The organism is Actinocorallia aurea, assembly GCF_054783995.1.
Genome location: NZ_BAAGPQ010000035.1, coordinates 20,403 through 41,076, shown reverse-complemented (window position 1 = coordinate 41,076; position 20,674 = coordinate 20,403). Strand labels below are relative to the sequence as shown.

Sequence of the window (20,674 nt, the reverse complement as noted above, 5' to 3'; positions counted from 1 at the left end):
GCCAGAAGGCGGCCTTTCTCGGCGGCTCTCCGGCCGTGTCGCCGCAGCCGAAACCGCCTGAAAGTGGTCGATGTCCTCACCAGATGATGACATCATCTGGTGAGGACATCGAAAGGGGCGCGGCGTGGCGGACGGGAGCAGGGGCGAGCAGCAGGCGGAGACGCGGAGGCGGGTGCTCAAGGCGGCTCGGGAGGAGTTCCTCGCCGTGGGGTTCCGCGGGGCGACCGTGGACGGGATCGCGGCGCGGGCCGGGATGACGCGCGGGGCCGTCTACTCCGGGTTCCCGGGGAAGCGGGCACTGTACTTCGAGGTGCTGGCCGGTGCCGCCGAGGCCGCCGCGTTCCGTGAGCCGGTCGGCCTCGAACCCGCCCCCGCGGCGGATCCCGTCGTGGCGCTGACGGAGTTCGCGCGGGCCTGGACGGGGCGGCAGCCGCTGGCGCTCGACGAGCCGGGGGCCGCCGCGCGGCTCGGCCGGGAGGTCCTGGCCGAGATCGCCGTGGACGAGGCGGCGCGGCAGGCCTACAGCGGGCTCGTGGCGCTGGACGCGCTGCTGCTCGGGCTCGCGCTGGAGCGGATCGACCCGGCCCGCACCTTCCGGGGCCGCCGCGTCCGGACCGCCGAGCACGCGCTCACCCTCCTGCACGGTGCCGCCGCCCTCGCGGCCGCCGCGCCCGGCTTCGGCGAGCCCTTCGACCTGATCCGGACCTGCGGCGCGCTCGCCGCCGCGACCCCCGAGGATCCCTGGGACCCGCCGCACCTTCCCTACGTCGGCAAGGCCCGCCCCGTCGACGAGGCGTGGACGCCGCCGAACGCCGTCGACGCGGTCCGCGCCGTGCCCGCCGACCTCGCCACGGACGGGGTCGTCGCCGTGCTCGGGATGCGGCATCTCGGCGCGGTCGAGGAGGCGGTCCGGGGCCTGCCCGACGGCGTTGTCACCGTGGTCCCGGTGTGCGCCGAGCCCCGCGAGTTCGGGCCGCTGGCGCGGCTCGCCGTGGCCGAGGCCGCCGCCTGCCTGCGCGCGGCCTTCCCGCCCTACGCCCTTCCCTCGCTGCGCGTCGTCCACGACCGGGACGGAGCCGTGGCCGCGGCCGCGGGACTCGGCGGCGCGGGCGACACCACCCAGGCCGCGGTCCTGGTCCGCGGAGGCAGGATCGTCGCGCGGGCCGACGGATACGGCGCCTGCCACGCCGCCGCGACGGCCGGCTGATCCCTATCGGGGCCCGATCCGCGGCACGTTCGTCTGGCTGAACTGCTGCGGACGCGCGGGCTTGCCGGATTCGGCGAGGTTCACCTGGTAGGCCCACAGCAGGACCAGCACGGCGACTGTGGCACAGATCCAGAGCGTGACGCGGCGCATGCGTCTCCCTTCCTCGCGGACGTCTCGGACCCTGAACCGGAGCTCACGCACCGTGCTCAGCCATCGGGCCCGACCCGCTTCCCGGGCTCCCCGGCGTAGCCGGGTTCTCGAAGAGGCCGGGGACCGGGCCCAGCGAGTACAGACCGGTTAACCACGCGAAGTCCTCGGTGTGCATCTGGTCGGGACGCACGCCCGCGCGGCGCATGGCGCGGCGGACCGCGCCGAGCCAGGCGGGCGGACCGCAGGCGAAGATGTCGCGCTGGGCGATGTCGGGGACGAGGTGCTTGAGCGCCTCGGCGTCGTCGGCGTGCTCGGAGCCCGCGGGCAGCCACGACAGGCCGGAGCGGCGGCGGCCCGGCAGGAAGTGCACCTCCACGCCCCGCCGGCCGGCGATCTCGCGGATCTCGTCGGCGAAGACGGCGTGCTCGTGGTGTGAGTACCGGTAGATGAAGGTGGTCTCGCCGGGCGCGAACGGGGTGTCCTCGAGGAGCGCCCGCATCGGCGTCACCCCGATCCCCGCGGCGATCATGAGCATCCTGGGGTTCTTGCGGCGCGCGGCCGTGAGCGTGCCGTACGGGCCCTCGATGAGCACCCGGACGCCCGGGGCCAGGCACGCCGCCCGTGAGCTGCCGTCGCCCGCGGCCTTGACGGTGATCCGCATCGTGTCGCCCCGGGGCGCGGCCGAGACCGTGTACGGGTTGCCGCGGCTCCAGCCGGGGCCGTCGAGGAAGCGCCAGATGAAGTACTGGCCGGAGCGGGTGCGCAGCCGGTCGAGGTTGCGGCCGGCCATCGTCACCGAGACGACGCCGGGCGCCTCGATCCGCACGTCGGTGACGCGCAGCCGGTGGTAGGCCGACCGCCACAGTGGCAGCGCCAGGCGGAACAGCAGCACGACGGTCAGCGCCGATCCGAACAGCGCCCACCAGTAAGCGCGCGCGACCGGATCGCGGAAGTCGGTGCCGTGCGCGACCATGTGCGGGAAGCTGAGCGCGATGCCCAGGTAGGCGTACAGGTGCAGCAGGTGCCAGGACTCGTAGCGCATCCGTCTTCGCACCGGCCGCAGCGAGGCCAGCACGACGAGCACCAGCAGCGAGGTGCCGGCGGTCGCGAACAGCATCCAGTGCCGGTGCACGTACAGGTCCCACAGCCGGGTGTCCACGCCGGGCAGGCCGGGGGAGACCCGGCAGGCCGTCGCCATCGCCAGGTGGCCGAGCATCAGCCAGAACGAGGCGAACCCGACCCAGCGGTGCCGCCGGATCAGCCTGTCGTGGCCGAACGCCCGCTCCACCCACGGCACCCGGGCCAGCAGCAGCACCTGGAGCACCATGAGGTCGGCGGCGAGCAGGCCGGTGAGCAGGCCCAGCGACCACAGGGCGGTGTCGGAGGAGGCGAGGCTGGGCGGGCCGTGGTAGCGCGTCCACAGCCAGAGCACCGCGACCACGGACGCGATGCCGAGGGCGCCGAGCAGGTCCGCCTGACCGAACCGGCCGGATGCGGGAGCGGTCTCCCCCGACGGCGCGGTCTTCCCTGACGTCGTCATCGCCCTCCTCCCGTCGGTGTGCGGCCCCGCAGGCATCAATCCCCGATCAGACGGCCCGTGAAAGCAGTCCTGACCTGCGCGTTACCCGACCGATCATCAACCGGGGCGTGTCTTGACGAGATGCGGGCACGCCGACGCGCCCGGATCGTCCGGGTAAGTCAGGCGAACCGGGTGGTGGGGCAGGACCCGTCGGGGTCGAGCGCGCGGGTGACGCGCCGGCCGATCTCGGTGAGCTGGCGCACCTGGGCGCGGGTGAGCGGGTCGAAGACATAGCGCCGGACGGCGGCGACGTGGCCGGGCGCGGTCGCGACGACCTTCTCCCAGCCCGTCTCGGTGAGGACGGCGAGGGTGTAGCGGCCGTCGGCCGGATCGGGGGTGCGGCGGACCCAGCTCTGCTTCTCCAGGCGGGAGACGGCGTGGGACAGCCGGGACAGGGAGCCGTCGGCGACCTCGGCGAGCTCGCTCATCCGCATCGTGCGGTCGGGGCGCATCGACAGGCCCGCCAGGACCTGGTACTCGAAGTGGCTGATCCCGGCGTCCTGCTGGAGCTGGGCGTCCAGGGCCGACGGCAGCCGGATCAGCATGCTGGTCAGCCCCAGCCACGCCTGCATCTCCTCGTCGGTCAGCCAGCGCGGCGCCCCCTCGTCCATGCGCCCAGCCTAACTTGACCGCTCAAGCGTCGGGCGCCGCCGCGGGACGGCCGGGGCCTGTGAGGGATGTCTCGTGCGAAACCCCGCCGTTCACCTGGCCGTCGCCCTATCGTAAAGAAACTCGATCGTTCACTTAAGGGGGCCGCGATGCCGAGCGACGGTCCGGTGAAGACCCGCAAGAGCAGGGTCTCGCCTTCCCGCGAAGGCGAACTCTTCGCGCTCGTGCTGGAGCGGCTGCGCGCCGACGGCTATGAGCTGCTCAGCGTCGGGGACATCGCGGCGTCCGCCAAGATGAGCAAGGCCACCATCTACCGGCAGTGGGGCGGCAAGCCCGAACTCGTCGTCCGGGCCCTGCGGTGGCGCGGCGCGCTGTGCGCCGAGGACATCGACACGGGCACGCTGCGCGGCGACCTCAAGCGCTATCTCGCCGCCCTGGCCGAGCGGCGCGACTCGGAGCTGAACCGGGCGATGGCGCAGGCCGTTCACCGGGACCCCGCGCTGCTGGAGGCGTTCCGCGCGCACTTCCCCGGCCCCGGCTCCCAGGTGACCGACCGGCTGATCGCGCGGGCGGTCGCCCGCGGGGAGATCGCCGCCGGATGCGGGGCCCTGCCTTACGTGCGCGGCGCCCTGCTGGGCGCGTTCTTCGGGCAGGGCCTCCTCGGCCAGCCCGTCGGGGAGGACTTCCTGGACGGCTATGTGGATCACCTGATCGCGCCCGCCCTGGGCCTCTGACCTCGGCGCGGACCGCCCCCGACGACGCGGGCGGACGGCCCCCGCGCGCCTTCCTCCCGCCCCTGTCCCACCCGTCTCCGGCCCCCCGCCGGGGACAGCCGTCGCCTCCTGGACGGTTCCGCAAGAAAGAAGCCGGTTTTGCACCCGCCGCAGCCCGCCCCCGCCGTCTCCCGCCCCAAGCTCCTGCGCGAACTCGCGCTGATCACCGTCCTGTACCTCGTGTACCGGTTCGGGCGGCTGCTCGCCAACGGGCACGTCGCCGAGGCGTTCGTGAACGCCTCCCGGGTCTGGGACTGGGAGCGCTGGCTGAAACTGCCGTCCGAGACCGCCGTCCAGTCGGTCCTGCTGCACGGTGACGTGTGGACGAAGGCCGCGAACATCTTCTACACCGGGGTGCACTTCCCGGCGACGATCGTGTTCCTTGTCTGGATGTACAGCAGGCATCCCGCGCACTACGTATGGGTCCGAAGGGCCCTCACCCTGCTCACCGCCGCGGGGCTCCTCCTGCACCTCGCGTTCCCGCTGGCCCCGCCGCGCATGGTGCCGTCGTTCGGGCTCGTCGACACAGGGCAGCTCGTCGGGCCGTCGCCTTACGGCGAGGTCGAGACGGGCGGCCTGGCCAACCAGTTCGCGGCGATGCCGTCGCTGCACGTCGGCTGGGCCCTCGTGGTGGCGATCGGGCTGATCGCGGTCGGCCGCTCCCGCTGGCGCTGGCTGTGGCTGGCCCATCCCGCGCTGACCGTCTTCGTGGTGGTGGCGACCGCGAACCACTACTGGCTCGACGGGATCACCGTCATCGTCCTGCTCACCGGGATCCTGCTGCTGCTGCCGTCGCCGGGGAGGGAGCGCGGTGCGGCGGCACTGGCCGTTCCCGGGGAGCTGACCGGCCGCGCGCCGGCGCCCTCCAGCTGAGGAATCGATGAGAGCCGGCTCAGAAGTTGGAGATCTACCTGTTTCTGGTGGATTTCTGGCGGTCCGCTCTGTGGGGCGTGGCGGGATGGCGGTCCCGTGGGTCCAGGTTGACGGCCGTGATCACCCATGGCTTCTGATTTTGTCGGGGTTGGCCGGAGCTTGGGGGAGTATTTCAAGATCAATCGGGCCTTGTCGCAATCCGTGAGAGTGTGGTCACTGTCGGTCACAGAATGTGACCTCAATGACGAGGGGGAATCGACATGAAGGCGACCTCGATCGCACGGCGCATCGCCGTTACGGGAGCCATCGTCGGCGCGGCGCTGCTCGGGGCGTCGCCCGGTGCCTCGGCGGCGGTGCCGACGGGCGGCGGGCACGGACACCACCACGGCGGCCATGGCGGCTGGAACAACGGCTGGGACCGCGGCGGTCACGACGGCTGGAACAACGGCTGGGGCGGCGGCGGCTGGGACCGCGGTGGCCACGGCGGCTGGAACAACGGCTGGGACCGCGGCGGCGACGACGGCTGGCGTCACGGTGGCCACCGCCACCACGGCGGCAAGCACCACGGCCACCACGGCCACCACGGCCACCACCACGGCGGCCACCACGGCCACGGCCACCGGTAGAACCTGGGCTGCACCGTCAGGGCGTCGTGTTGGCGGCCGGACGGGGTGTGGGTCCGAGGGAAGGGCGCCCTTTTCGGGGGGCGCCCTTCTCAGCGTCCCGGGCCGGGTTCCGCAGACCGCCCGGTGAGGGTGCGGCGGGGGAGGGGGCTCGAGTAGACGACGCTCGTGGTGATCGAGCCGAGCCCGGCGATCCGTCCGGTGGTCTGCTCCAGGTGGCGCATCGAGCGGGCGACGACCTTGAGCATGAAGCAGTCCTCGCCGGTGACGTGGTGCGCCTCGATGATCTCCGGGGTCGTGTCGAGGAAGTCGTGGAAGGGCTTGTAGTTGCCCGTCGGGTACTTCAACCGGACGAAGGCGAGGATCGTCAGGCCCAGCCCCTCGGGGTCGACCGTCGCCGCGTACCCGGTGATCACGCCGCTCTCCTCAAGGCGCCGGACGCGCTCGGTGACGGCGCTCGGCGACATGGAGACGGCGCGGGCGAGTTCGGCGTAGCTGGCCCTTCCGTCCGCCTGGAGGGCTTCCAGCAGGCGGATATCGGTTTCGTCCAGGGATTCGCTGGTCATGCTGAGTTTCTACCATGGGATCCATGGTCGATCAGAGGTAAGGCCGTGGATCGTCACTTCCCGGGAAAAGCCGCGAAATCTACGATTTCGGACATGCAAACGCTACCGCCCGTCCTCAGCACCCCGCCCGCCGCGCCCGCCGAGGCCGCCGCCCACTTCGCCGCCCGGCTCGCGTTCCAGACCGACGTCTCCGACGTCCGCGCGTCCCTGACCTCGCAGGACCCCGGGTTCGTCCTCATCGACTCGCGCGCCCTGCCCGCCTGGGACCAGGCGCACATCCCCGGGGCGCTCCACCTGCCGACCCGTGAGATCCCGGAGAAGGCGGCGGCCCTGCTCGACCCGGCCGTGCCCGTCGTCACCTACTGCTGGGGGCCGGGCTGCGACGGCGCGACCCGGGCCGCCCTCGCCCTCGCGCTGCTCGGATACCGGGTCAAGGAGATGATCGGCGGCATCGAGTACTGGATCCGGGAGGGCTTCCCCGTCGAGACCGCCGACGGCGTCCAGACCCGGCCCGCCGACCCGCTGACCGCGCCGCTCGGCGGACCGTCCTGCGCCTGCTGACCGGATCCCGTCGGCTGCGCGTTCTGTCCGACCCGGATGGCATAGTGAAGGGCGTGTCCGGCGGGTTCAGTTCTGATCTTGTGGGGCGCGTCGCCGAGCTGGGGCTGCTCGGCGACGCGCTGGCCGAAGCGCGCCGCGGCTCCTCTCGCGCGCTCCTGCTCGGCGGTGAGGCAGGGGTCGGCAAGACCCGGCTCGTCGGCGAGTTCACCGCCCGCGCCGAGGCCGAAGGGGCGCGCGTCCTCGTCGGCGGGTGCCTGGAGCTCGGCGTGGACGGCTTCCCGTTCGCGCCGTTCACCGCGGTGCTGCGGGCCCTGGTGCGCGAGATGGGCGCCGAAGGAGTCGGCGCGCTCCTCGACGGCCGCACCGACGGCCTGGCCAGGCTCCTGCCGGAGTTCGGCGACATCGCCGAGGGGGAGACCGGCTACCTCCAGGTCCGCCTGTTCGAACAGGTCCTCACCCTTCTCGACCGGCTCTCCGCGAGCGGGCCCGTCGTCCTCGTCGTCGAGGACGCCCACTGGGCCGACAAGTCCTCCCGGGATCTGCTGACCTTCCTCGTCCGCAACCTCGGCGCGGCGGCGGCCCTGCTCATCGTCGTCACCTTCCGCTCCGACGAGCTGCACCGCGCCCACCCGCTGCGCCCGCTGCTCGCCGGGCTGGAGCGGATCGACCGCGTCGTCCGGTGCGAGCTGGGCAGGCTCACCCGGCGCGAAGTCGGCAGGCTCATGGGCAACTTGCGCGGGAGCGAGCCGGAACCGCGCCGGGTCGGGCAGTTCTTCGAGCGCAGCGACGGCAATCCCCTGTTCGTCGAGTGGCTGATGGAGGCCGACGGGCGGATCGCCTGCGAGCTGCCCGAATCCCTGCGGGATCTGCTCGTCGCGGGCGTCCAGCGGCTGCCCGACGACACCCAGGAGCTGCTGCGGATCGCCAGCGCGGGCGGCGCCCGCATCGAGCACCGGCTGCTGGCCGCCGTCAGCGGGCTGGACGAGCGCGGCCTCACCCGCGACCTGCGGCCCGCCGTGGAAGGCAACGTCCTCGCCGTCGACGGAGAGGGGTACGCCTTCCGGCACGCCCTCATCCGCGAGGCGCTGCACGACGACCTCCTGCCGGGCGAGCACACCCGGCTGCACACCCGCTACGCCGAGGCCCTGGAGGACGACGACTCGCTCGTCCCACCCGGGCGCGCCGCGGCCGAGCTCGCCTTCCACTGGCATGCCGCCCACAACGTCGAATGGGCGCTGATCAGCGCCTGGCGCGCCGCCAAGCAGGCCGAGAAGGCCGCCGCCTACGCCGAGGAGCTGCGCTTCCTGGAGCGCGTCCTCGAACTGTGGGAGCGGGTGCCCGGCGCCGCGGCGAAGATCGGCAGGTCGGCCTCCGAGGTCGCCGAGGACGCGGCGTGCGCCGCCGACCTCGCCGGGGACAGCGAACGCGGCATCAAGCACGTCACCGCGGTGCTGCGCACCATCGCCGACGACGATCCGCTGCGCTGCGCGGTCCTGCTGGAGCGGCGCGGCAGGCTCAAGCACCGCGCCGGCCGCGACGGCTGGCTGGACGACATGCGCGAGGCGGTCCGGCTGGCCGAGCGGCTGGAGGAGAGTACCGGCATCGCCCGGATCCTCGCGGGGTTCGCCCAGTACATCTTCATGGGCTGGGCGAGCGAGGAGGCGTCGAAGGCCGCCGCGCACGCCCTGGAGATCGCCCGCCGGGTCGGCGACCCCTTCTCCGAGGCGAGCGCCCTGCTCACCCTGGCCTGCCTGGACGGCGGCACCGCCTACGGCGCGGCGGTGTCGCCCGCGCTGGAGGAGGCCGAGCGGATCGCCCGCGAGCACGACCTGTCGCAGCTCGTGCTGCGCTCGGCGGTCAACCGGTCGCACTTCCTCGAAGGCGCGGGAAGGCACGCCGAGGCCGCCGAGGTGGCCCGCGCGGGCATGGAGCAGGCGCGCGCGTCGGGGCTGTTCCGCACCCAGGGGTCGTTCCTGGCGATCAACCGCGCCGAGTCGCTGTTCTCCCTGGGCCGGTGGGACGAGGCGCGCGCCGCCGTCGAGCAGGGCCTCGCGGTCGACCCGCCGCTCGCCCACCAGGCCAACCTGATGGAGCTCGACGCCGAGATCGCGCTCGCCCGCGGCCACCAGGCCGAGACCGCCGCGCTGACGGAGCGGTGCCGGGAGTCCCGCGCGTGGGACATCGACCGGAGGCTCCAGGAGTACGTGCCGCTGGTGCGCGTCGAGGCCGAACTGGCGCTCGCCCGGGGCGACGCCGCGGCAGCCCTCGACGGCCTGGCCGTGCTGCTGCCGCGCACCGGCCGCCCCGACGACTCCCGCTACCTCTGGCCTGCGCTGATCACCGCCGCGCGCGCCGCCGCCACCCCCGCGCAGCTCGCCCCATTCGCCGAGCGAGCCGCGCAGACCGGCGTCCACGGCCCGCTCCAGAAGGCGCAGCAGGCCACCTTCCGCGCCGAGGCAGCCCGTCTGACGGGCGAATCCGCCGACTGGCCGCAGGTCCTGGCCGCCTGGGAGGCGATCGGCCAGCCGCACACGCTCGCCCGCGCCCTGGTCTCGGCGGCCGAGTCCGCCGCGTCCCTGGGCGATCGCGCCACCGCCCGCGCCTACGCGGACCGCGCCGCCGAACTGGCCCGCGGCCTCGGCACCGTCCCGCTGCACGCCCGCGCCCGCGACCTCGCCCGCCGCCTCGGCGGCGCCCCGAACCCCGCGCACGGCCTCACCGCCCGCGAACTCGAGGTCCTCCGCCACCTCGCCGAAGGCCGCTCCAACAAGGAGATCGCCGAAGCCCTCTTCATCTCCGCCAAGACCGCCAGCGTCCACGTCAGCAACATCCTCGCCAAGCTGGGCGCCTCCTCCCGCACCGAGGCCGCGGCCGCCGCCCACCGCCAGGGCGTCCTCACCGAGTCCCCACCCAGCCTCACCGCCTGAGGCCCCCGGGCCGGTCCGCGCCTCCGCCTGCCCAGGCGGGCTCGCACACGCCGCGAACCCTGCTCCACGCCGCGAACCCTGCTCCACGCCGCGAACCCTGCTCCACGCCGCGAACCGTGGTCCGCGCCGCGATTCGCCCGCCGGTGGGCGGCCGACGGCCTCGGCGAGTACCGCCGCCTGACGTCCGCCCCGGCCCCCACCCCCGACACCCCCGCCTCACCGACCGCGAGACCGCGCCATCACCGCATCCCGTGCCGCCCCGACCGAGGCGCCGGACGGCCTCGTCCGCACCCCGCGCGGCACGATCGGGGCGCGTGCGTCGGGGCCTCGACCGCCGCCGCCTAGGTGGGCTGGGTGCTCCGCCTAAGGACCTTAGGGGGCCTGAGCCGGTGGGGCGGTCGGCTTAGGAACGGGCGGGGGGCGGAGATAAGGAAATCGTCCGATGTGCGGGGGCGGGGCTTAGCGCGAGATTGAGGGTGTCGGAAAACCTGACTTGAAGAGCGGAGACACCCGAGATGCACCCCGATTTCGTGAAGCAGGCGGCCAAGGACCACGTAGAACTCCTGGCCAAGGACGGATGGCTGCTCAAGCTGCTCAAGAAGAAGCTGTGAGCGCGTCCCGGGCGATCCTCAGCAGCAGGACGCCGAAGCCGTACGCCGCCGCCCAGGCCGCGGCGTACGGCAGGATCACCCGCCCCCACAGGGACCGCGCCAGCACCAGGGTCGGCGGGACGGCGAGGGCCGCGAGCGCGAGGACGGCGAGGGCCGCGAGCGCGAACAGCGTGCCGGGCCCCGTCGACCCCTCCTGAACCATGCGGAAGACGCGGACCCCGGCCGCGAAAGAGAACGCCCCCGGGCTGAGTGCCGCGAAGAGCCCGAACGACATCCGCCCCCCCGGACTCGAACCGCTCCCGCCGCTCGAACCGCTCCGGATCGAACGTTCCGCCCCCCCCGAGCCGCGAACCGCTCCTGACGCTCGAACCGATCAGGACCGAACGTTCCGCCCCCGAGCCGCTCCTGACGCTCGAATCGGCCCGGATAGAACATTCCGCCCCGAGCCGCTCCTGTCCGTCGAAACGAGCCGGATGGAACATTCCGGCCCTGAGCCTCGAAGCCCCGCCGCAGGGGATCCTGGGCGTCATGCCAGAGGTCCGCGGGGGATGAGTCCGACATCGCAGATCGTTGCCCTGTGGGGAATCCTCTGTCTCAGAGGCGGGCTCGTGCGTCAGGTCAGGGGTTCGGACCTCCCCGCGGGTGATCCCTTCGAGGCGACCGATCGCGGTGTCGCCTTCGGTCAGGGGCGGGCGGTTCCGTAGAGGGTGCGGATCTCGGTGCGGTGGAGCTTGCCGGTGCGGGTCCGGGGCAGGGAGGGGACGATGGCGGCGGTGCGCGGGATCTTGTAGCGGGCGAGGTGGCCGTGGAGTGAGGTGAGGACGGTGGCGGGGTCGAGGGTGGTGCCGTCGGCCGGGACGAGCAGGGCGTGGCCGACCTCGCCCCAGCGGGTGTCCGGGACGCCGATGACGGCGCATTCGGCGATGCCGGGAACCGCGGACAGGGCCCGTTCGACCTCGGCGGGGTAGATGTTCTCCCCGCCGGAGATGATGACCTCCTTGAGCCGGTCGACCACGTGGAAGCTTCCGCCGGGGTCGCGGCGGACGATGTCGCCGGTGCGCAGCAGACCGCCGGTGAAGGAGGCCGCGGTCTCCTCAGGACGGGCCCAGTAGCCGGCCATGACGTTGGGCCCGGAGACCAGGAGTTCGCCGGTGCCGTCGGGCGAACCGGGCAGGGGGGCGAGGTGGACGTCGGTGAAGAAGTGCGGGACGAGGCCGGCGCCGCCGTCGACCAGGACGCCGGGGGACGCCTCGGTCAGCCCGTAGCCCTCGCGGACGGCGACGCCCCGGGCCTCGTAGAGCGCCTTCAACGCGGGAGGAACCGGAGCGCCCCCGCACAGAAGGGTGCGCAGACTCGTCAGGTCCGCCTCCGCGAAGGAGGGTGCCGCGGCCATCCGCTCCAGCATCGTGGGCACCGCGAACATCGAGGTGACGCGGTGGCGGGCGATGAGGTCGAGGGCGCCCGACGCGTCGAAGGACTCGGTGAGAAGGCAGGTGCCGCCCTTCAGCAGGACGGGCAGGGCCAGCATGTTGAGCGCGGCGGCGTGGAAGAGCGGGGCCGCGACGAGGGCGGTCTCGGCGCCGGTGAGGTCGAGGTCGACCAGGACGTTCAGGCAGTTCCACAGCACGTTGCGGTGGGTGAGGACGGCGCCTTTGGGCCGTCCCGTCGTGCCCGACGTGTAGAGGATGAGGCACGGGCCGTCCGCCGAGCCCGTGACGGGGAGCGGTTCGGCGGACGCGGCGGCCAGCGCCGCCTCGTGTTCGGCGCCCCCGACCGGGCGGACGAGGACGGGACCTGCCAGGGCAGGGGCGGGTACGAGGGAGTCGAGAAGGAGCACGCGCGCTCCGCAGTCCGCGATCTGGTGGTCGAGTTCCGGACCCGACAAAAGTGTATTAAGAGGTACGAATACCCCATCGAGCATGCCGACCGCGATGAGGCTCTCCAGGAACCCCGGCCGATTCCGTCCCAGGTGGGCGACCCTGTCGCCGGCCCGGACCCCGTCGGCGCGCAGGACGTGCGCGAGCCGAACGGCCCGCTCGTGCAGCCGCGCGTAGGTGAGCGCGGAGTCTCCGTAAATCAGGGCAGGGCGGTCGCCGGAGCGTTCCGCGCGGCGCTCGACCCAGGATGCAATACGGGCTGATTTGTCGGATTCTCTCCGGTCAATGGGCGTGCTGAAGTGCGGGTCGTGCAGGTGGTCGCGCATGTCCGCTCCCGTCGGTGAAGTCTCGGAAGTACGCGTTTGGATCTGCGTATCCCGGCAATTGCTACGGATGGCAACATCATAGTTACTTGTTGTAATTGCGGGTGGGAGGGGTGGGCATGGTGGAAGCCGGACCGGGCACCGCGGCGCTGATGGACGCGCGCGTGCGGCACAGCCCGGAGGGCGAGCGCATCGACACCCGGGACGAGCCTCCGGTCTGGCGGGCGCCGCTGCCCGACGGCACCTTCGTCTGGACGGTCTCGGGATTCGACGCCGCGCGCAAGGCGCTCGGCGAGCCGACGTTCGCCCGGTCTTTCAGCGAGAAGGGCGGCGACAGGTGGAAGCAGTACCTCTGGTTCTCCGAGCCGCCCGTCACCGACAGCATCGTGCGCAGCATGTTCAACACCGACGGCGAGCCGCACCGCAGGCTCCGCGCGTTGGGCGCGGCGGCCATCACGCCCGAGCGGATCGCCCGCGCCGCCCATGACGCCGCGCCGCTCGCGGCCGAGCGGCTCGCCGCGATCGCCGACCGGGGAGAGGCCGACCTCGTCGCCGACTTCTGCCACCCGTTCGTGCTCGACATCGCCGCCGGGATCTTCGGCTATCCGGCCGACATCATGCGCCGCATCCGCGCGCTGCCCCGCTGGGCGCCGTCCCCGCTCTTCGAGCCGGAGGGCTCACCCGAGCGGGTCCGCTACAGCGCCGAGCGCGAGGAGATGGTGACGCTCCTGTACGACCTCCTCGCCGCGCGCCGCCGCGATCCCGGCCCCGACGGGGTGAGCGCGATGCTCGCCCTGGCCGCCGAGACCGGCATGGACGACCAGGAGCTCACCTCGACGGTCTTCGCGACGCTCATGGCCGTCACCGAGCCCGTCACCGACTTCCTCACCACCGCGCTGTACGCCCTGTGGACCCGTCCGGGCCTGGCCGACGACCTCGAAGCGGTCGAACGCGGCATGGCGGAACTGCTCCGGTACACCACACCGGTCGCCGCGCCCATGCCGCGCCTGGTCACCAGGCCGCTGGCCTTCCACGGGGCCTATCTGGAACCCGGGGAGGCCGTGGTGGTCCACCTGGGCCTGGCCAACCGCGATCCGAGCCGGTTCGAGCGACCGAACCGGCTCGATCTGTCCCGGGACGTAGGCCACGACCTGGCTTTCGCGCACGGTCCGCACCACTGCCTGTCGCCCTCCTTGGGCTCCCACCTCTGCCGGGTCGTCCTCCTGACGGTCCTGCGCGGCCTGTCGGAGCTCGCCCCGGCCCGTCCCCTGGACGAGCTGCCTTGGCGGCCCGGATGCACCGGGCCCTTCACCCGCTTCCACGTCACCTCGGGCCTCGCCGAACTGCCGGTGACGTTCCGGCCCGCGGCCGGGTCGGGCTCGGAGAACGCGGTGGCGGCCCGCGCGGCGACGGGGGTGGCGTGATGGCGCACGTCACCGGACTTTCCGCGCTCACCGCCTACGGCCCGGGGCTCGACGCGCTCTGGGAAGGGGTCTCCTCGGGGGTTCCGGCGGTCTCGCCGGTCACCAGGTTCGAGACCCGCCACCACCGCGCGCACCACGCCGCGGTGCTGCCCGGCGATCCCGACCTCTTCGAGGCGCTGCGCGGCCTCGTCGAGGAGGCCTGCGCCCAGGCGGGCCTGACGCCCGCCGAACGCGCCACGACGCCGCTGGTCCTGGCCGTCCACGCGGGCCGCGACACCGCCGCCAAGGCCGCCGCGCTCGCCGAGGCGTGCGGGCTGCGCGGGGTGGCCGCGATCCACACCGCGGCCTGCGCCGCGTCCAACTCCGCGCTGGCCGACGCCGCCGAGCTGATCTCCTACCTCGTCGAGGACAGGGTCGTCGTCGCGGGGGGCAGCTTCGTCGATCCGAGCATGTTCGCGGCGTTCGACAGCGCGGGCATCCTCACCGCCGAGGAGGTCAGCAGGCCGTTCAGCGCGGGCCGCAGCGGGCCGATCCTCGGCGACGGGGCGGCGGCGGCGGTCCTGGAGCGCGCGGGGGCGCGGCCGGCCCAGCCCGGAGCCTGGCTGCGGGTCGCCGGCTGGGGCAACACCTCGGAGGCGCACCACGTGGTCCGGCCGCGCGCCGACGGGCGGGGCCCGGCCGAGGCGATCACCCGGGCGCTGGCCCGCGCGGGGAGTCCCCGCGTCGGCTACGTCAACGCGCACGCGACGGCCACGCCGGCGTTCGACGCGGCAGAGGCCGCCGCCATCCTGCGCGGCCTACCTGCGGATTCCGCGGACGTCAGGGTCAGCTCCACCAAGGCCCTGCACGGCCACTGCCTGGAGGGGTCCGGCCTCGTCGAGATGGCCGTGTGCGCGCTCTCGTTCCGCGACGGGCGGCTCCCGGTCAACGCCGGATTCACCGGCGCGGACGCCGACTGCCCGCTCAACCTCGTGCTGGACACCGGGCAGCGCCCGGAGACCGGCCACATGCTCAGCCTCAACACCGGTTTCGGCGGTGTCAGCACCGCCCTCGTCCTGGCGGCGCCATGAACACGACCATGAACACGACCATGAACACGACCATGAACACGACAAAGCAAGCGCACCCGGCCGTCCCGCAGACGGCCCCGACAGACGGCCTGGCCGTGCTCGCCGAGGCGCAGTGGCCGCCTCCGGGCGAGGCCGACCCGCGGCTCCCCGAGGTGCCGCGGTGGGACGAGTCGTTCTTCGCCCCGCTGCTCATGGCGGTCGCCGAACCCTGCCTGGCCGGGCATTTCGGCGTCCCGCCGCTGGCACTGGAGCGGGGTGACCGGGTCGGCCTCGTCATGGTCGCGACCCGCGGCGACGTGGTCACCCAGGCGGCGATCGACGACGCGGCGGCCGAGCCTCGGAAGGTGCCCAAGCACCTGCTGTTCCAGAACGTGCCCAGCACCGCGCCCGGCCACCTGGCCGCGTTGTGGGGCCTGTCCGGACCCTTCGTGACCCTCCTGGCCGCCGGCTCCCCGCTGGCGGCGGCCCGGGAGCGGGCGGCGCGCCTCGTCACGACGGGCGACGCCGACCATGTCCTGGCCGTCGCACTCGACCCGGGCGACCACCCGAGCCGTCCCGGCACGGCCCGGGCCCAGTTGCTGGCGGCGGCCGGCCGATAGGCCGCCGTCCACAAAACCACCAGGAGGAGACATGTCCGTCGACCAGCTACCCGTGACGGCCACGCTGGTGTTCCCGGCGCGGCTGACCCCGGAAGCGCTCGAACAGGCCGCCGCGCCCGTCGAGGTGACCCTGGACGAGGCCGCGCGGAGCGCCGTCGTGGGCTGCCACGACTTCCTGCACCTGTGCCTGGCCGAAGGCCGCGAGATCTACGGCGCGACGACGGGGTTCGGGCCACTGGTCACGTTCGCCGGGCAGAAGGAGGCCACCGACCAGTGCGAGAACCTGCTGTTCCACCTGGAGGTCGGCCAGGGCGCCGACCTCCCGCCGGAGATCGCCCGCGCGGCCCTGCTCGCCCGCGTCTGGACGCTGTCACAGGGCCGTTCCGGCGTGTCGCTGGCCGTCATCGACGCGTTGCGGGCCACCCTGGCGACCTCGTTCGCCCCGGCCATCCCGGAGTTCGGGTCGGTCGGCGCGAGCGGAGACCTCGCGCCGATGGCGCACGCCGTCCGGTCGCTCCAGGGGCGCGGCCAGGCCTATCTCGGCAACGTCAGGATGGCCGCCGACGAGGCGCTGGCCGGGGCGGGCCTCGCCCCGCTGGAGCTGGCCGGGCGTGACGCGCTCGCGCTGGTCAACGGCACGTCGGTGACGGCCGCGGCGGCGGGCCTCGCGCTCACCGCGCTGTCGCGCGGCCTGGCCTCGGCCACCGCGCTGACCGCGCTCATGGCCGACGTCCTCGGCTGCCGGACGGACTTCGTCGTCCCGGAGATCTACGAGGCGCTCGGTCATGACGACACCGCCGGGCAGGCGGCCGTCCTGCGCGCGCACCTCGCCGACCACGTCCCGGGAGCCGAGCGGCCGCTCCAGGAGCCGTACTCGCTGCGCTGCGCCCCGCACCTGCTGGGCGCCGCGGCGAGCAGCCTGCGGCACGCCCGCCAGGTCGTCACCGACGACCTCAACGGGGTGAGCGACAACCCGCTCTTCTTCCCTGAGCGGGACGTCGTGGCGCACGGCGGCAACTTCTTCGGCCAGCAGGTGGCGTTCGCGGCGGACCTGATGTCGGTGACCGCGACGCAGATGGCCAACCTCGCCGAGCGGCAGCTCGACCTGCTCATGGACCCGCACCGCAACGGCGGGCTCAACCCGGTGCTCGCCGAGCTGCCGGGCCGTGACCACGGCGTGCAGGGCGTCCAGCTCGCCGCGACGTCCCTGGTGGCCAGGATGCGGCGCCGTGCCGTCCCGGCCTCCATGCAGAGCATCCCGACCAACCACCACAACCAGGACGTCGTTCCGTTCGGGACGCAGGCGGCGCTGACCGCGCACGAGCAGGCCGAGACCCTGCGCCTGCTGCTCGGTTCGCTCGCGGTGGCGCTGGTCCAGGCGGTCCGGGTCGGCGCCCGCCGCCCGGCCACCGAGGACGGCGCCCGGCTCCTGGCCGCCCTGGAGCCCGCGTTCGCTCCGGACGCGCCGTGGGCGACCCGCGTCCGTCACGCGGCCGACATCCTGGACACTGCGGTCAAGTAGTGACCCGCGGCCCAGGGCCGCGGAGGCAAGGCCGGCGGCGGGACCCCAGGGTCCCGCCGCTTTGCCGTGCGCGAGTGACTCGAATCACCCGCCGACCGGCGGAGAAAGCTCGTCCGTGCATGATCACGGACGGACTTTCACGTGAGAATCATCACCCTGAGTGATCACGAGAAGGGGAGTTCCACCTCGTCCAGGGCGCCCGAGACATGGTCGTGGAGGGGCACTGTGCAGCCGTCGTCGAACCAGAGGTGGCCGCCGGTCCGGATGGCGGAGAGGAAGGCCGCGGCGACGACCCGTGCGTGCTGGTGGGTACAGTCGTCCCGGTCGCTCACGCGCTGGGCGAGGTCGCGCTCCAGGTCGGCCTGCCCGGCGAGGAGCCGGGCGAGAAGGCACGGGTGGCGGCGGGCCAGGCGTGAGCGCTCCACCCACTCGGGGTCGGGTAGCCGCATCGGGGCCAGCAGATGTTCGGCGGCCGCGCGCAGCGCCTGCCATCCGGACATCTCCGGCGGCTGGCGGTCGACGACGACGAGCAGCATCCGGAAGAGATCGTCCTCGCCGAACGTTATGGCCTCGGCCTTGTCCGTGAAGTAGTTGAAGAACGTGCGGCGGGAGATGTTGGCCGCGTCGGCGATCTCCTCGACGGTGACCTTGTCGTAGCCGTGTTCTGACGCCAGCCGGATCGCGGCATGGTGGACGGCTCGACGGGTCTCGGCCTTCTTCTGTTCGCGCAGGCCGTGGGTGCTGCTCATGTCCCCATGCTATGCAGAAATCCAAGGTTTCTGCCCAGTGTGCAACTTTGCACAAAGTGCAGGTAGTCTTGGGATGTTCAATCGTTACTTGGGGGACGTCTGGTGACAAACACGGCAACTGAGGCGAAGAGCCATCGGGAGATCATGAGATCCCTGGTCGGCCTGCTCACGGTCATGGGCATCGGTCTGATGAGCAGCACCATCGTTTCGGTGGCGCTGCCGCAGATCGTCGGTTCACTGGGCGGCTCTCAGTCCCAGTACACCTGGGTGGTCACCGCGACGCTCCTGACCACCACCGCGACCACCCCCATCTGGGGACGGCTCGCGGACCTCTTCAACAAGAAGCTGCTGCTCCAGATCGGCGTCGCCGTCTTCGTGGTGGCGACCATCGCGTGCGGCTTCGCGCAGAACACCGAGCAGCTGATCGCGTTCCGCGCGGTCCAGGGCATCGGCGCGGGCGCGCTCCAGGTCCTGGTGCAGGTGATCATCGCCGCGATGATCCCGCCGAAGGAGCGCGGCAAGTACAACGGCTACCTCGGCGGCGTCATGGCGTTCGCCACCGTCGGCGGCCCGCTCGTCGGCGGCGTCATCTCCGACTCGTCCCTCGGCTGGCGCTGGTGCTTCTTCATCGCGGTGCCGTTCATGGCGGTCGCCGTGGTCGTGCTGCAGAAGTTCCTCCACCTCACGCACGTGCGCAAGGAGGGCGTCAAGATCGACTACTGGGGCGCCACCCTCATCGCGGCGGGCGTCTCGGTGCTCCTGCTCTGGGTGACCTTCGCCGGTGACTCCTTCGACTGGCTGTCCTGGCAGACCGCCGCCATGCTCGGCGGCACCATCGCGCTCCTGGTCGCCGCGGTCCTCGTCGAGCTGCGCCACCCGCAGCCCGTCGTCCCGATCCGCATCGTCAAGCAGCGCACGCCCGCGCTGGCGATCATCGCCAGCCTCGCGGTCGGCATGGCGATGTTCGGCGGCTCGGTCTTCCTCGGCCAGTACTTCCAGATCGGCCGCGGCTACTCGCCGACCGAGGCGGGCCTGCTCACCATCCCGATGATGCTCGGCGTGCTGGTCGCCTCGACGGTCACCGGCCGCATCATCAGCAAGACCGGCAACGTGCGCCCGCACGTGATCATCGGCCTCGTCGTCCTCATCGCGGGCTTCGGCCTGATGTCCGTGATCGACCACGAGACCAGCCTCGTCTACATCAGTGTCGCCATCGCGCTCATCGGCGCGGGAGTCGGCGCGTCGATGCAGAACCTGGTCCTGATCGTGCAGAACGGCGTCCACATCCGCGACATGGGCGCGGCGAGCGCGTCCGTCACGTTCTTCCGGTCCCTCGGCGGCACCATCGGCGTCTCGGTGCTGGGCGCGATCCTGGCCACCCGCGTCGCCGACCTCATCAAGGAGGGCTTCGCCAAGATCGGCATCGCCCCGAGCGGCTCGCAGGGCGGCAACCTCGACGTCTCGTCCCTGCCCGCGCCGCTCGCGGAGATCGTCCGCTCGGCCTACGGCGACGCCACCGGGCACATCTTCATGGTCTCGCTCGGCATCGCGATCATCGGCCTCATCGCCGCCCTGTTCCTCAAGCCGCAGATGCTCCGCGAGAGCCTGGAGCTGATCGAGGAGCCGGTCGTCGCGCCCGCCGAGATGACGACTCCGGACCTCGGCCGTCACGCGGCGCCCGAGCCCGTCCTCGCCTCGGCGACCACCGGACCGATGACCGCGGTCAGCACCCTGACCACGGCCGAGCGGGAGCTCCAGCTCCTCACCGAGAGCCGGTCGGAGACCACCGACGGCCTGATCATCCCGGCGGCGCTCCGCGAGGAGCGCGAGCCGGAGGTCCTGCGGGTGTCGTCGCGCGGACCGCGCCACCTCAACCCGAGCGCCAAGCGCGAACGGCTGACCGCCAACGCGCTGCTGGTCAGTGCGGTCGTGATCATCGGCGCCGCGGGAGCCGGGTTCGTCGCCTTCAACGGCGACCAGGACCAGACCGACGTGGCCCGCGACGGCGTCACCGTCTCCCAGCAGGCGCAGGCCGCCGACCAGTACACCAAGGCGGTCCGCCAGCTCGGCGCGGCCAAGGCCGAGGTGCGCACCGGCGCGGTCTACACGCTGGAGCGGGTCGCCGCCGACTCGCCGCGCGACCGCCAGGCGGTCGTGGGCGTCCTCGCCGCGTTCGTCCAGGCGCAGAGCCCGGCCGCGGGCGAGACCGTCCCGGCGGCGCCGGCGACCGACGTCGCCGTCGCGCTGAAGGTCATCGGCCAGCAGCCGCACGAGGACGGGCAGAAGCTCGACCTCTCGGCGATCGTCGTCCGCGGCGCGGACCTGTCGGGCGCGGACCTGCGCGGGGCTGACCTCGCCGGGGCCGACCTGCGCAAGGTGGACCTGACCGGGGCCGACCTGCAGGGCGCGAACCTGACGGGCGCCCGCCTGAAGAACGCCGACCTGACGGGCGCCGACCTGTCCGGGGCCGACCTGAGGAACGCCCACGGCGTCTCCCAGGCCCAGCTCCAGGCCATGACGACCCGTCTCGACGGGGCCGCCTTCGGCGTCGACCCTTCGGTCGGCTGAGGCCCGGCACGTAAGAACGCGAGAAGGACCCCGGCTCACCCCGAGCCGGGGTCCTTCTCTGTG

At 73.0% G+C, this 20,674-nt stretch carries 18 protein-coding genes; 11 read left to right on the top strand and 7 right to left on the bottom strand.

The window, feature by feature from the left end; genetic code table 11:
• Nucleotides 1–124 precede the first annotated feature (124 nt).
• Nucleotides 125–1,207 (top strand): TetR family transcriptional regulator, encoded by a 1,083-nt coding sequence (locus tag ACYVOM_RS36865; RefSeq protein ID WP_460308243.1) that lies wholly within the window; start codon nucleotides 125–127, stop codon nucleotides 1,205–1,207.
• A 3-nt stretch (nucleotides 1,208–1,210) separates the two neighbouring features.
• Here the strand turns inward: ACYVOM_RS36865 and ACYVOM_RS36860 are convergent, their stop codons facing one another.
• From ACYVOM_RS36860 to ACYVOM_RS36850, 3 genes are all read right to left on the bottom strand, one after another.
• Nucleotides 1,211–1,357 (bottom strand): hypothetical protein, encoded by a 147-nt coding sequence (locus ACYVOM_RS36860; protein ID WP_460308242.1) that lies wholly within the window; start codon nucleotides 1,355–1,357, stop codon nucleotides 1,211–1,213.
• A gap of 43 nt (nucleotides 1,358–1,400) precedes the next feature.
• Nucleotides 1,401–2,897: a ferredoxin reductase family protein gene (locus tag ACYVOM_RS36855; protein ID WP_460308241.1), complete on the bottom strand. Its 1,497-nt coding sequence runs from the start codon at nucleotides 2,895–2,897 to the stop codon at nucleotides 1,401–1,403.
• 158 nt (nucleotides 2,898–3,055) lie between these two features.
• Complete coding sequence (locus ACYVOM_RS36850; RefSeq protein ID WP_460308240.1) at nucleotides 3,056–3,547, bottom strand: MarR family winged helix-turn-helix transcriptional regulator; 492 nt, start codon at nucleotides 3,545–3,547, stop codon at nucleotides 3,056–3,058.
• 147 nt (nucleotides 3,548–3,694) lie between these two features.
• Here ACYVOM_RS36850 and ACYVOM_RS36845 point away from each other — a divergent pair, with 147 nt between their 5' ends.
• The 3 genes from ACYVOM_RS36845 to ACYVOM_RS36835 all read left to right on the top strand — a co-directional run bounded on the left by ACYVOM_RS36845 (nucleotide 3,695) and on the right by ACYVOM_RS36835 (nucleotide 5,817).
• Nucleotides 3,695–4,279, top strand: a complete 585-nt coding sequence (locus ACYVOM_RS36845; protein WP_460308239.1) for a TetR/AcrR family transcriptional regulator — start codon at nucleotides 3,695–3,697, stop codon at nucleotides 4,277–4,279.
• Nucleotides 4,280–4,417: 138 nt separating this feature from the next.
• The gene (locus tag ACYVOM_RS36840) at nucleotides 4,418–5,191 is read left to right on the top strand and encodes a phosphatase PAP2 family protein (protein ID WP_460308238.1); all 774 of its coding nucleotides are present in this window, start codon (nucleotides 4,418–4,420) and stop codon (nucleotides 5,189–5,191) included.
• A 260-nt stretch (nucleotides 5,192–5,451) separates the two neighbouring features.
• Entirely contained in the window at nucleotides 5,452–5,817 is a 366-nt protein-coding gene (locus ACYVOM_RS36835) for a hypothetical protein (RefSeq protein ID WP_460308237.1), read from the top strand.
• Between the two features lie 89 nt (nucleotides 5,818–5,906).
• On the opposite strand, the gene ACYVOM_RS36830 is transcribed toward ACYVOM_RS36835, so the two are convergent.
• Complete coding sequence (locus tag ACYVOM_RS36830) at nucleotides 5,907–6,380, bottom strand: Lrp/AsnC family transcriptional regulator (protein WP_460308236.1); 474 nt, start codon at nucleotides 6,378–6,380, stop codon at nucleotides 5,907–5,909.
• 93 nt (nucleotides 6,381–6,473) lie between these two features.
• On the opposite strand from ACYVOM_RS36830, the gene ACYVOM_RS36825 reads away from it, so the two are divergent.
• The gene (locus ACYVOM_RS36825; protein WP_460308235.1) at nucleotides 6,474–6,941 is read left to right on the top strand and encodes a rhodanese-like domain-containing protein; all 468 of its coding nucleotides are present in this window, start codon (nucleotides 6,474–6,476) and stop codon (nucleotides 6,939–6,941) included.
• Nucleotides 6,942–6,994: 53 nt separating this feature from the next.
• Nucleotides 6,995–9,868 carry an ATP-binding protein gene (locus ACYVOM_RS36820; protein WP_460308234.1) on the top strand — a complete coding sequence of 958 codons (2,874 nt, stop codon included), beginning with the start codon at nucleotides 6,995–6,997 and terminating at the stop codon, nucleotides 9,866–9,868.
• A gap of 594 nt (nucleotides 9,869–10,462) precedes the next feature.
• Here the strand turns inward: ACYVOM_RS36820 and ACYVOM_RS36815 are convergent.
• Nucleotides 10,463–10,753, bottom strand: coding sequence for a hypothetical protein (locus tag ACYVOM_RS36815; RefSeq protein WP_460308233.1), 291 nt, complete (start codon nucleotides 10,751–10,753; stop codon nucleotides 10,463–10,465).
• 408 nt (nucleotides 10,754–11,161) lie between these two features.
• Nucleotides 11,162–12,682 carry an acyl-CoA synthetase gene (locus tag ACYVOM_RS36810; RefSeq protein ID WP_460308232.1) on the bottom strand — a complete coding sequence of 507 codons (1,521 nt, stop codon included), beginning with the start codon at nucleotides 12,680–12,682 and terminating at the stop codon, nucleotides 11,162–11,164.
• Nucleotides 12,683–12,798: 116 nt separating this feature from the next.
• Here ACYVOM_RS36810 and ACYVOM_RS36805 point away from each other — a divergent pair, with 116 nt between their 5' ends.
• From ACYVOM_RS36805 to ACYVOM_RS36790, 4 genes are read left to right on the top strand one after another with little or no spacing between them, the layout of a single operon-like run.
• A complete protein-coding gene (locus tag ACYVOM_RS36805; RefSeq protein WP_460308231.1) occupies nucleotides 12,799–14,103 on the top strand; it encodes a cytochrome P450 in 1,305 nt (434 codons plus the stop codon).
• Nucleotides 14,103–15,173 carry a beta-ketoacyl synthase N-terminal-like domain-containing protein gene (locus ACYVOM_RS36800; RefSeq protein WP_460308230.1) on the top strand — a complete coding sequence of 357 codons (1,071 nt, stop codon included), beginning with the start codon at nucleotides 14,103–14,105 and terminating at the stop codon, nucleotides 15,171–15,173. Before ACYVOM_RS36805 ends, ACYVOM_RS36800 begins: the two co-directional genes overlap by 1 nt.
• 32 nt (nucleotides 15,174–15,205) lie before the next feature.
• Complete coding sequence (locus ACYVOM_RS36795; RefSeq protein WP_460308229.1) at nucleotides 15,206–15,772, top strand: beta-ketoacyl synthase N-terminal-like domain-containing protein; 567 nt, start codon at nucleotides 15,206–15,208, stop codon at nucleotides 15,770–15,772.
• 31 nt (nucleotides 15,773–15,803) lie between these two features.
• A complete protein-coding gene (locus ACYVOM_RS36790; RefSeq protein ID WP_460308228.1) occupies nucleotides 15,804–17,294 on the top strand; it encodes an aromatic amino acid ammonia-lyase in 1,491 nt (496 codons plus the stop codon).
• Between the two features lie 164 nt (nucleotides 17,295–17,458).
• Here ACYVOM_RS36790 and ACYVOM_RS36785 read toward each other — a convergent pair whose 3' ends face one another.
• The gene (locus tag ACYVOM_RS36785) at nucleotides 17,459–18,043 is read right to left on the bottom strand and encodes a TetR/AcrR family transcriptional regulator (RefSeq protein WP_460308227.1); all 585 of its coding nucleotides are present in this window, start codon (nucleotides 18,041–18,043) and stop codon (nucleotides 17,459–17,461) included.
• A 144-nt stretch (nucleotides 18,044–18,187) separates the two neighbouring features.
• On the opposite strand from ACYVOM_RS36785, the gene ACYVOM_RS36780 reads away from it, so the two are divergent.
• Nucleotides 18,188–20,611 carry an MFS transporter gene (locus ACYVOM_RS36780; protein WP_460308226.1) on the top strand — a complete coding sequence of 808 codons (2,424 nt, stop codon included), beginning with the start codon at nucleotides 18,188–18,190 and terminating at the stop codon, nucleotides 20,609–20,611.
• Nucleotides 20,612–20,674: the final 63 nt, after the last annotated feature.

Bases quoted from the DNA above. Each gene is read 5' to 3' on its own strand.
- ACYVOM_RS36815 (WP_460308233.1), bottom strand. From the start codon at position 10,753: ATGTCGTTCGGGCTCTTCGCGGCACTCAGCCCGGGGGCGTTCTCTTTC.
- ACYVOM_RS36845 (WP_460308239.1), top strand. From the start codon at position 3,695: ATGCCGAGCGACGGTCCGGTGAAGACCCGCAAGAGCAGGGTCTCGCCT.
- ACYVOM_RS36810 (WP_460308232.1), bottom strand. From the start codon at position 12,682: ATGCGCGACCACCTGCACGACCCGCACTTCAGCACGCCCATTGACCGG.
- ACYVOM_RS36785 (WP_460308227.1), bottom strand. From the start codon at position 18,043: ATGAGCAGCACCCACGGCCTGCGCGAACAGAAGAAGGCCGAGACCCGT.
- ACYVOM_RS36805 (WP_460308231.1), top strand. From the start codon at position 12,799: ATGGTGGAAGCCGGACCGGGCACCGCGGCGCTGATGGACGCGCGCGTG.
- ACYVOM_RS36800 (WP_460308230.1), top strand. From the start codon at position 14,103: ATGGCGCACGTCACCGGACTTTCCGCGCTCACCGCCTACGGCCCGGGG.
- ACYVOM_RS36850 (WP_460308240.1), bottom strand. From the start codon at position 3,547: ATGGACGAGGGGGCGCCGCGCTGGCTGACCGACGAGGAGATGCAGGCG.
- ACYVOM_RS36780 (WP_460308226.1), top strand. From the start codon at position 18,188: ATGAGATCCCTGGTCGGCCTGCTCACGGTCATGGGCATCGGTCTGATG.
- ACYVOM_RS36825 (WP_460308235.1), top strand. From the start codon at position 6,474: ATGCAAACGCTACCGCCCGTCCTCAGCACCCCGCCCGCCGCGCCCGCC.
- ACYVOM_RS36860 (WP_460308242.1), bottom strand. From the start codon at position 1,357: ATGCGCCGCGTCACGCTCTGGATCTGTGCCACAGTCGCCGTGCTGGTC.
- ACYVOM_RS36795 (WP_460308229.1), top strand. From the start codon at position 15,206: ATGAACACGACAAAGCAAGCGCACCCGGCCGTCCCGCAGACGGCCCCG.
- ACYVOM_RS36830 (WP_460308236.1), bottom strand. From the start codon at position 6,380: ATGACCAGCGAATCCCTGGACGAAACCGATATCCGCCTGCTGGAAGCC.
- ACYVOM_RS36855 (WP_460308241.1), bottom strand. From the start codon at position 2,897: ATGACGACGTCAGGGAAGACCGCGCCGTCGGGGGAGACCGCTCCCGCA.
- ACYVOM_RS36835 (WP_460308237.1), top strand. From the start codon at position 5,452: ATGAAGGCGACCTCGATCGCACGGCGCATCGCCGTTACGGGAGCCATC.
- ACYVOM_RS36790 (WP_460308228.1), top strand. From the start codon at position 15,804: ATGTCCGTCGACCAGCTACCCGTGACGGCCACGCTGGTGTTCCCGGCG.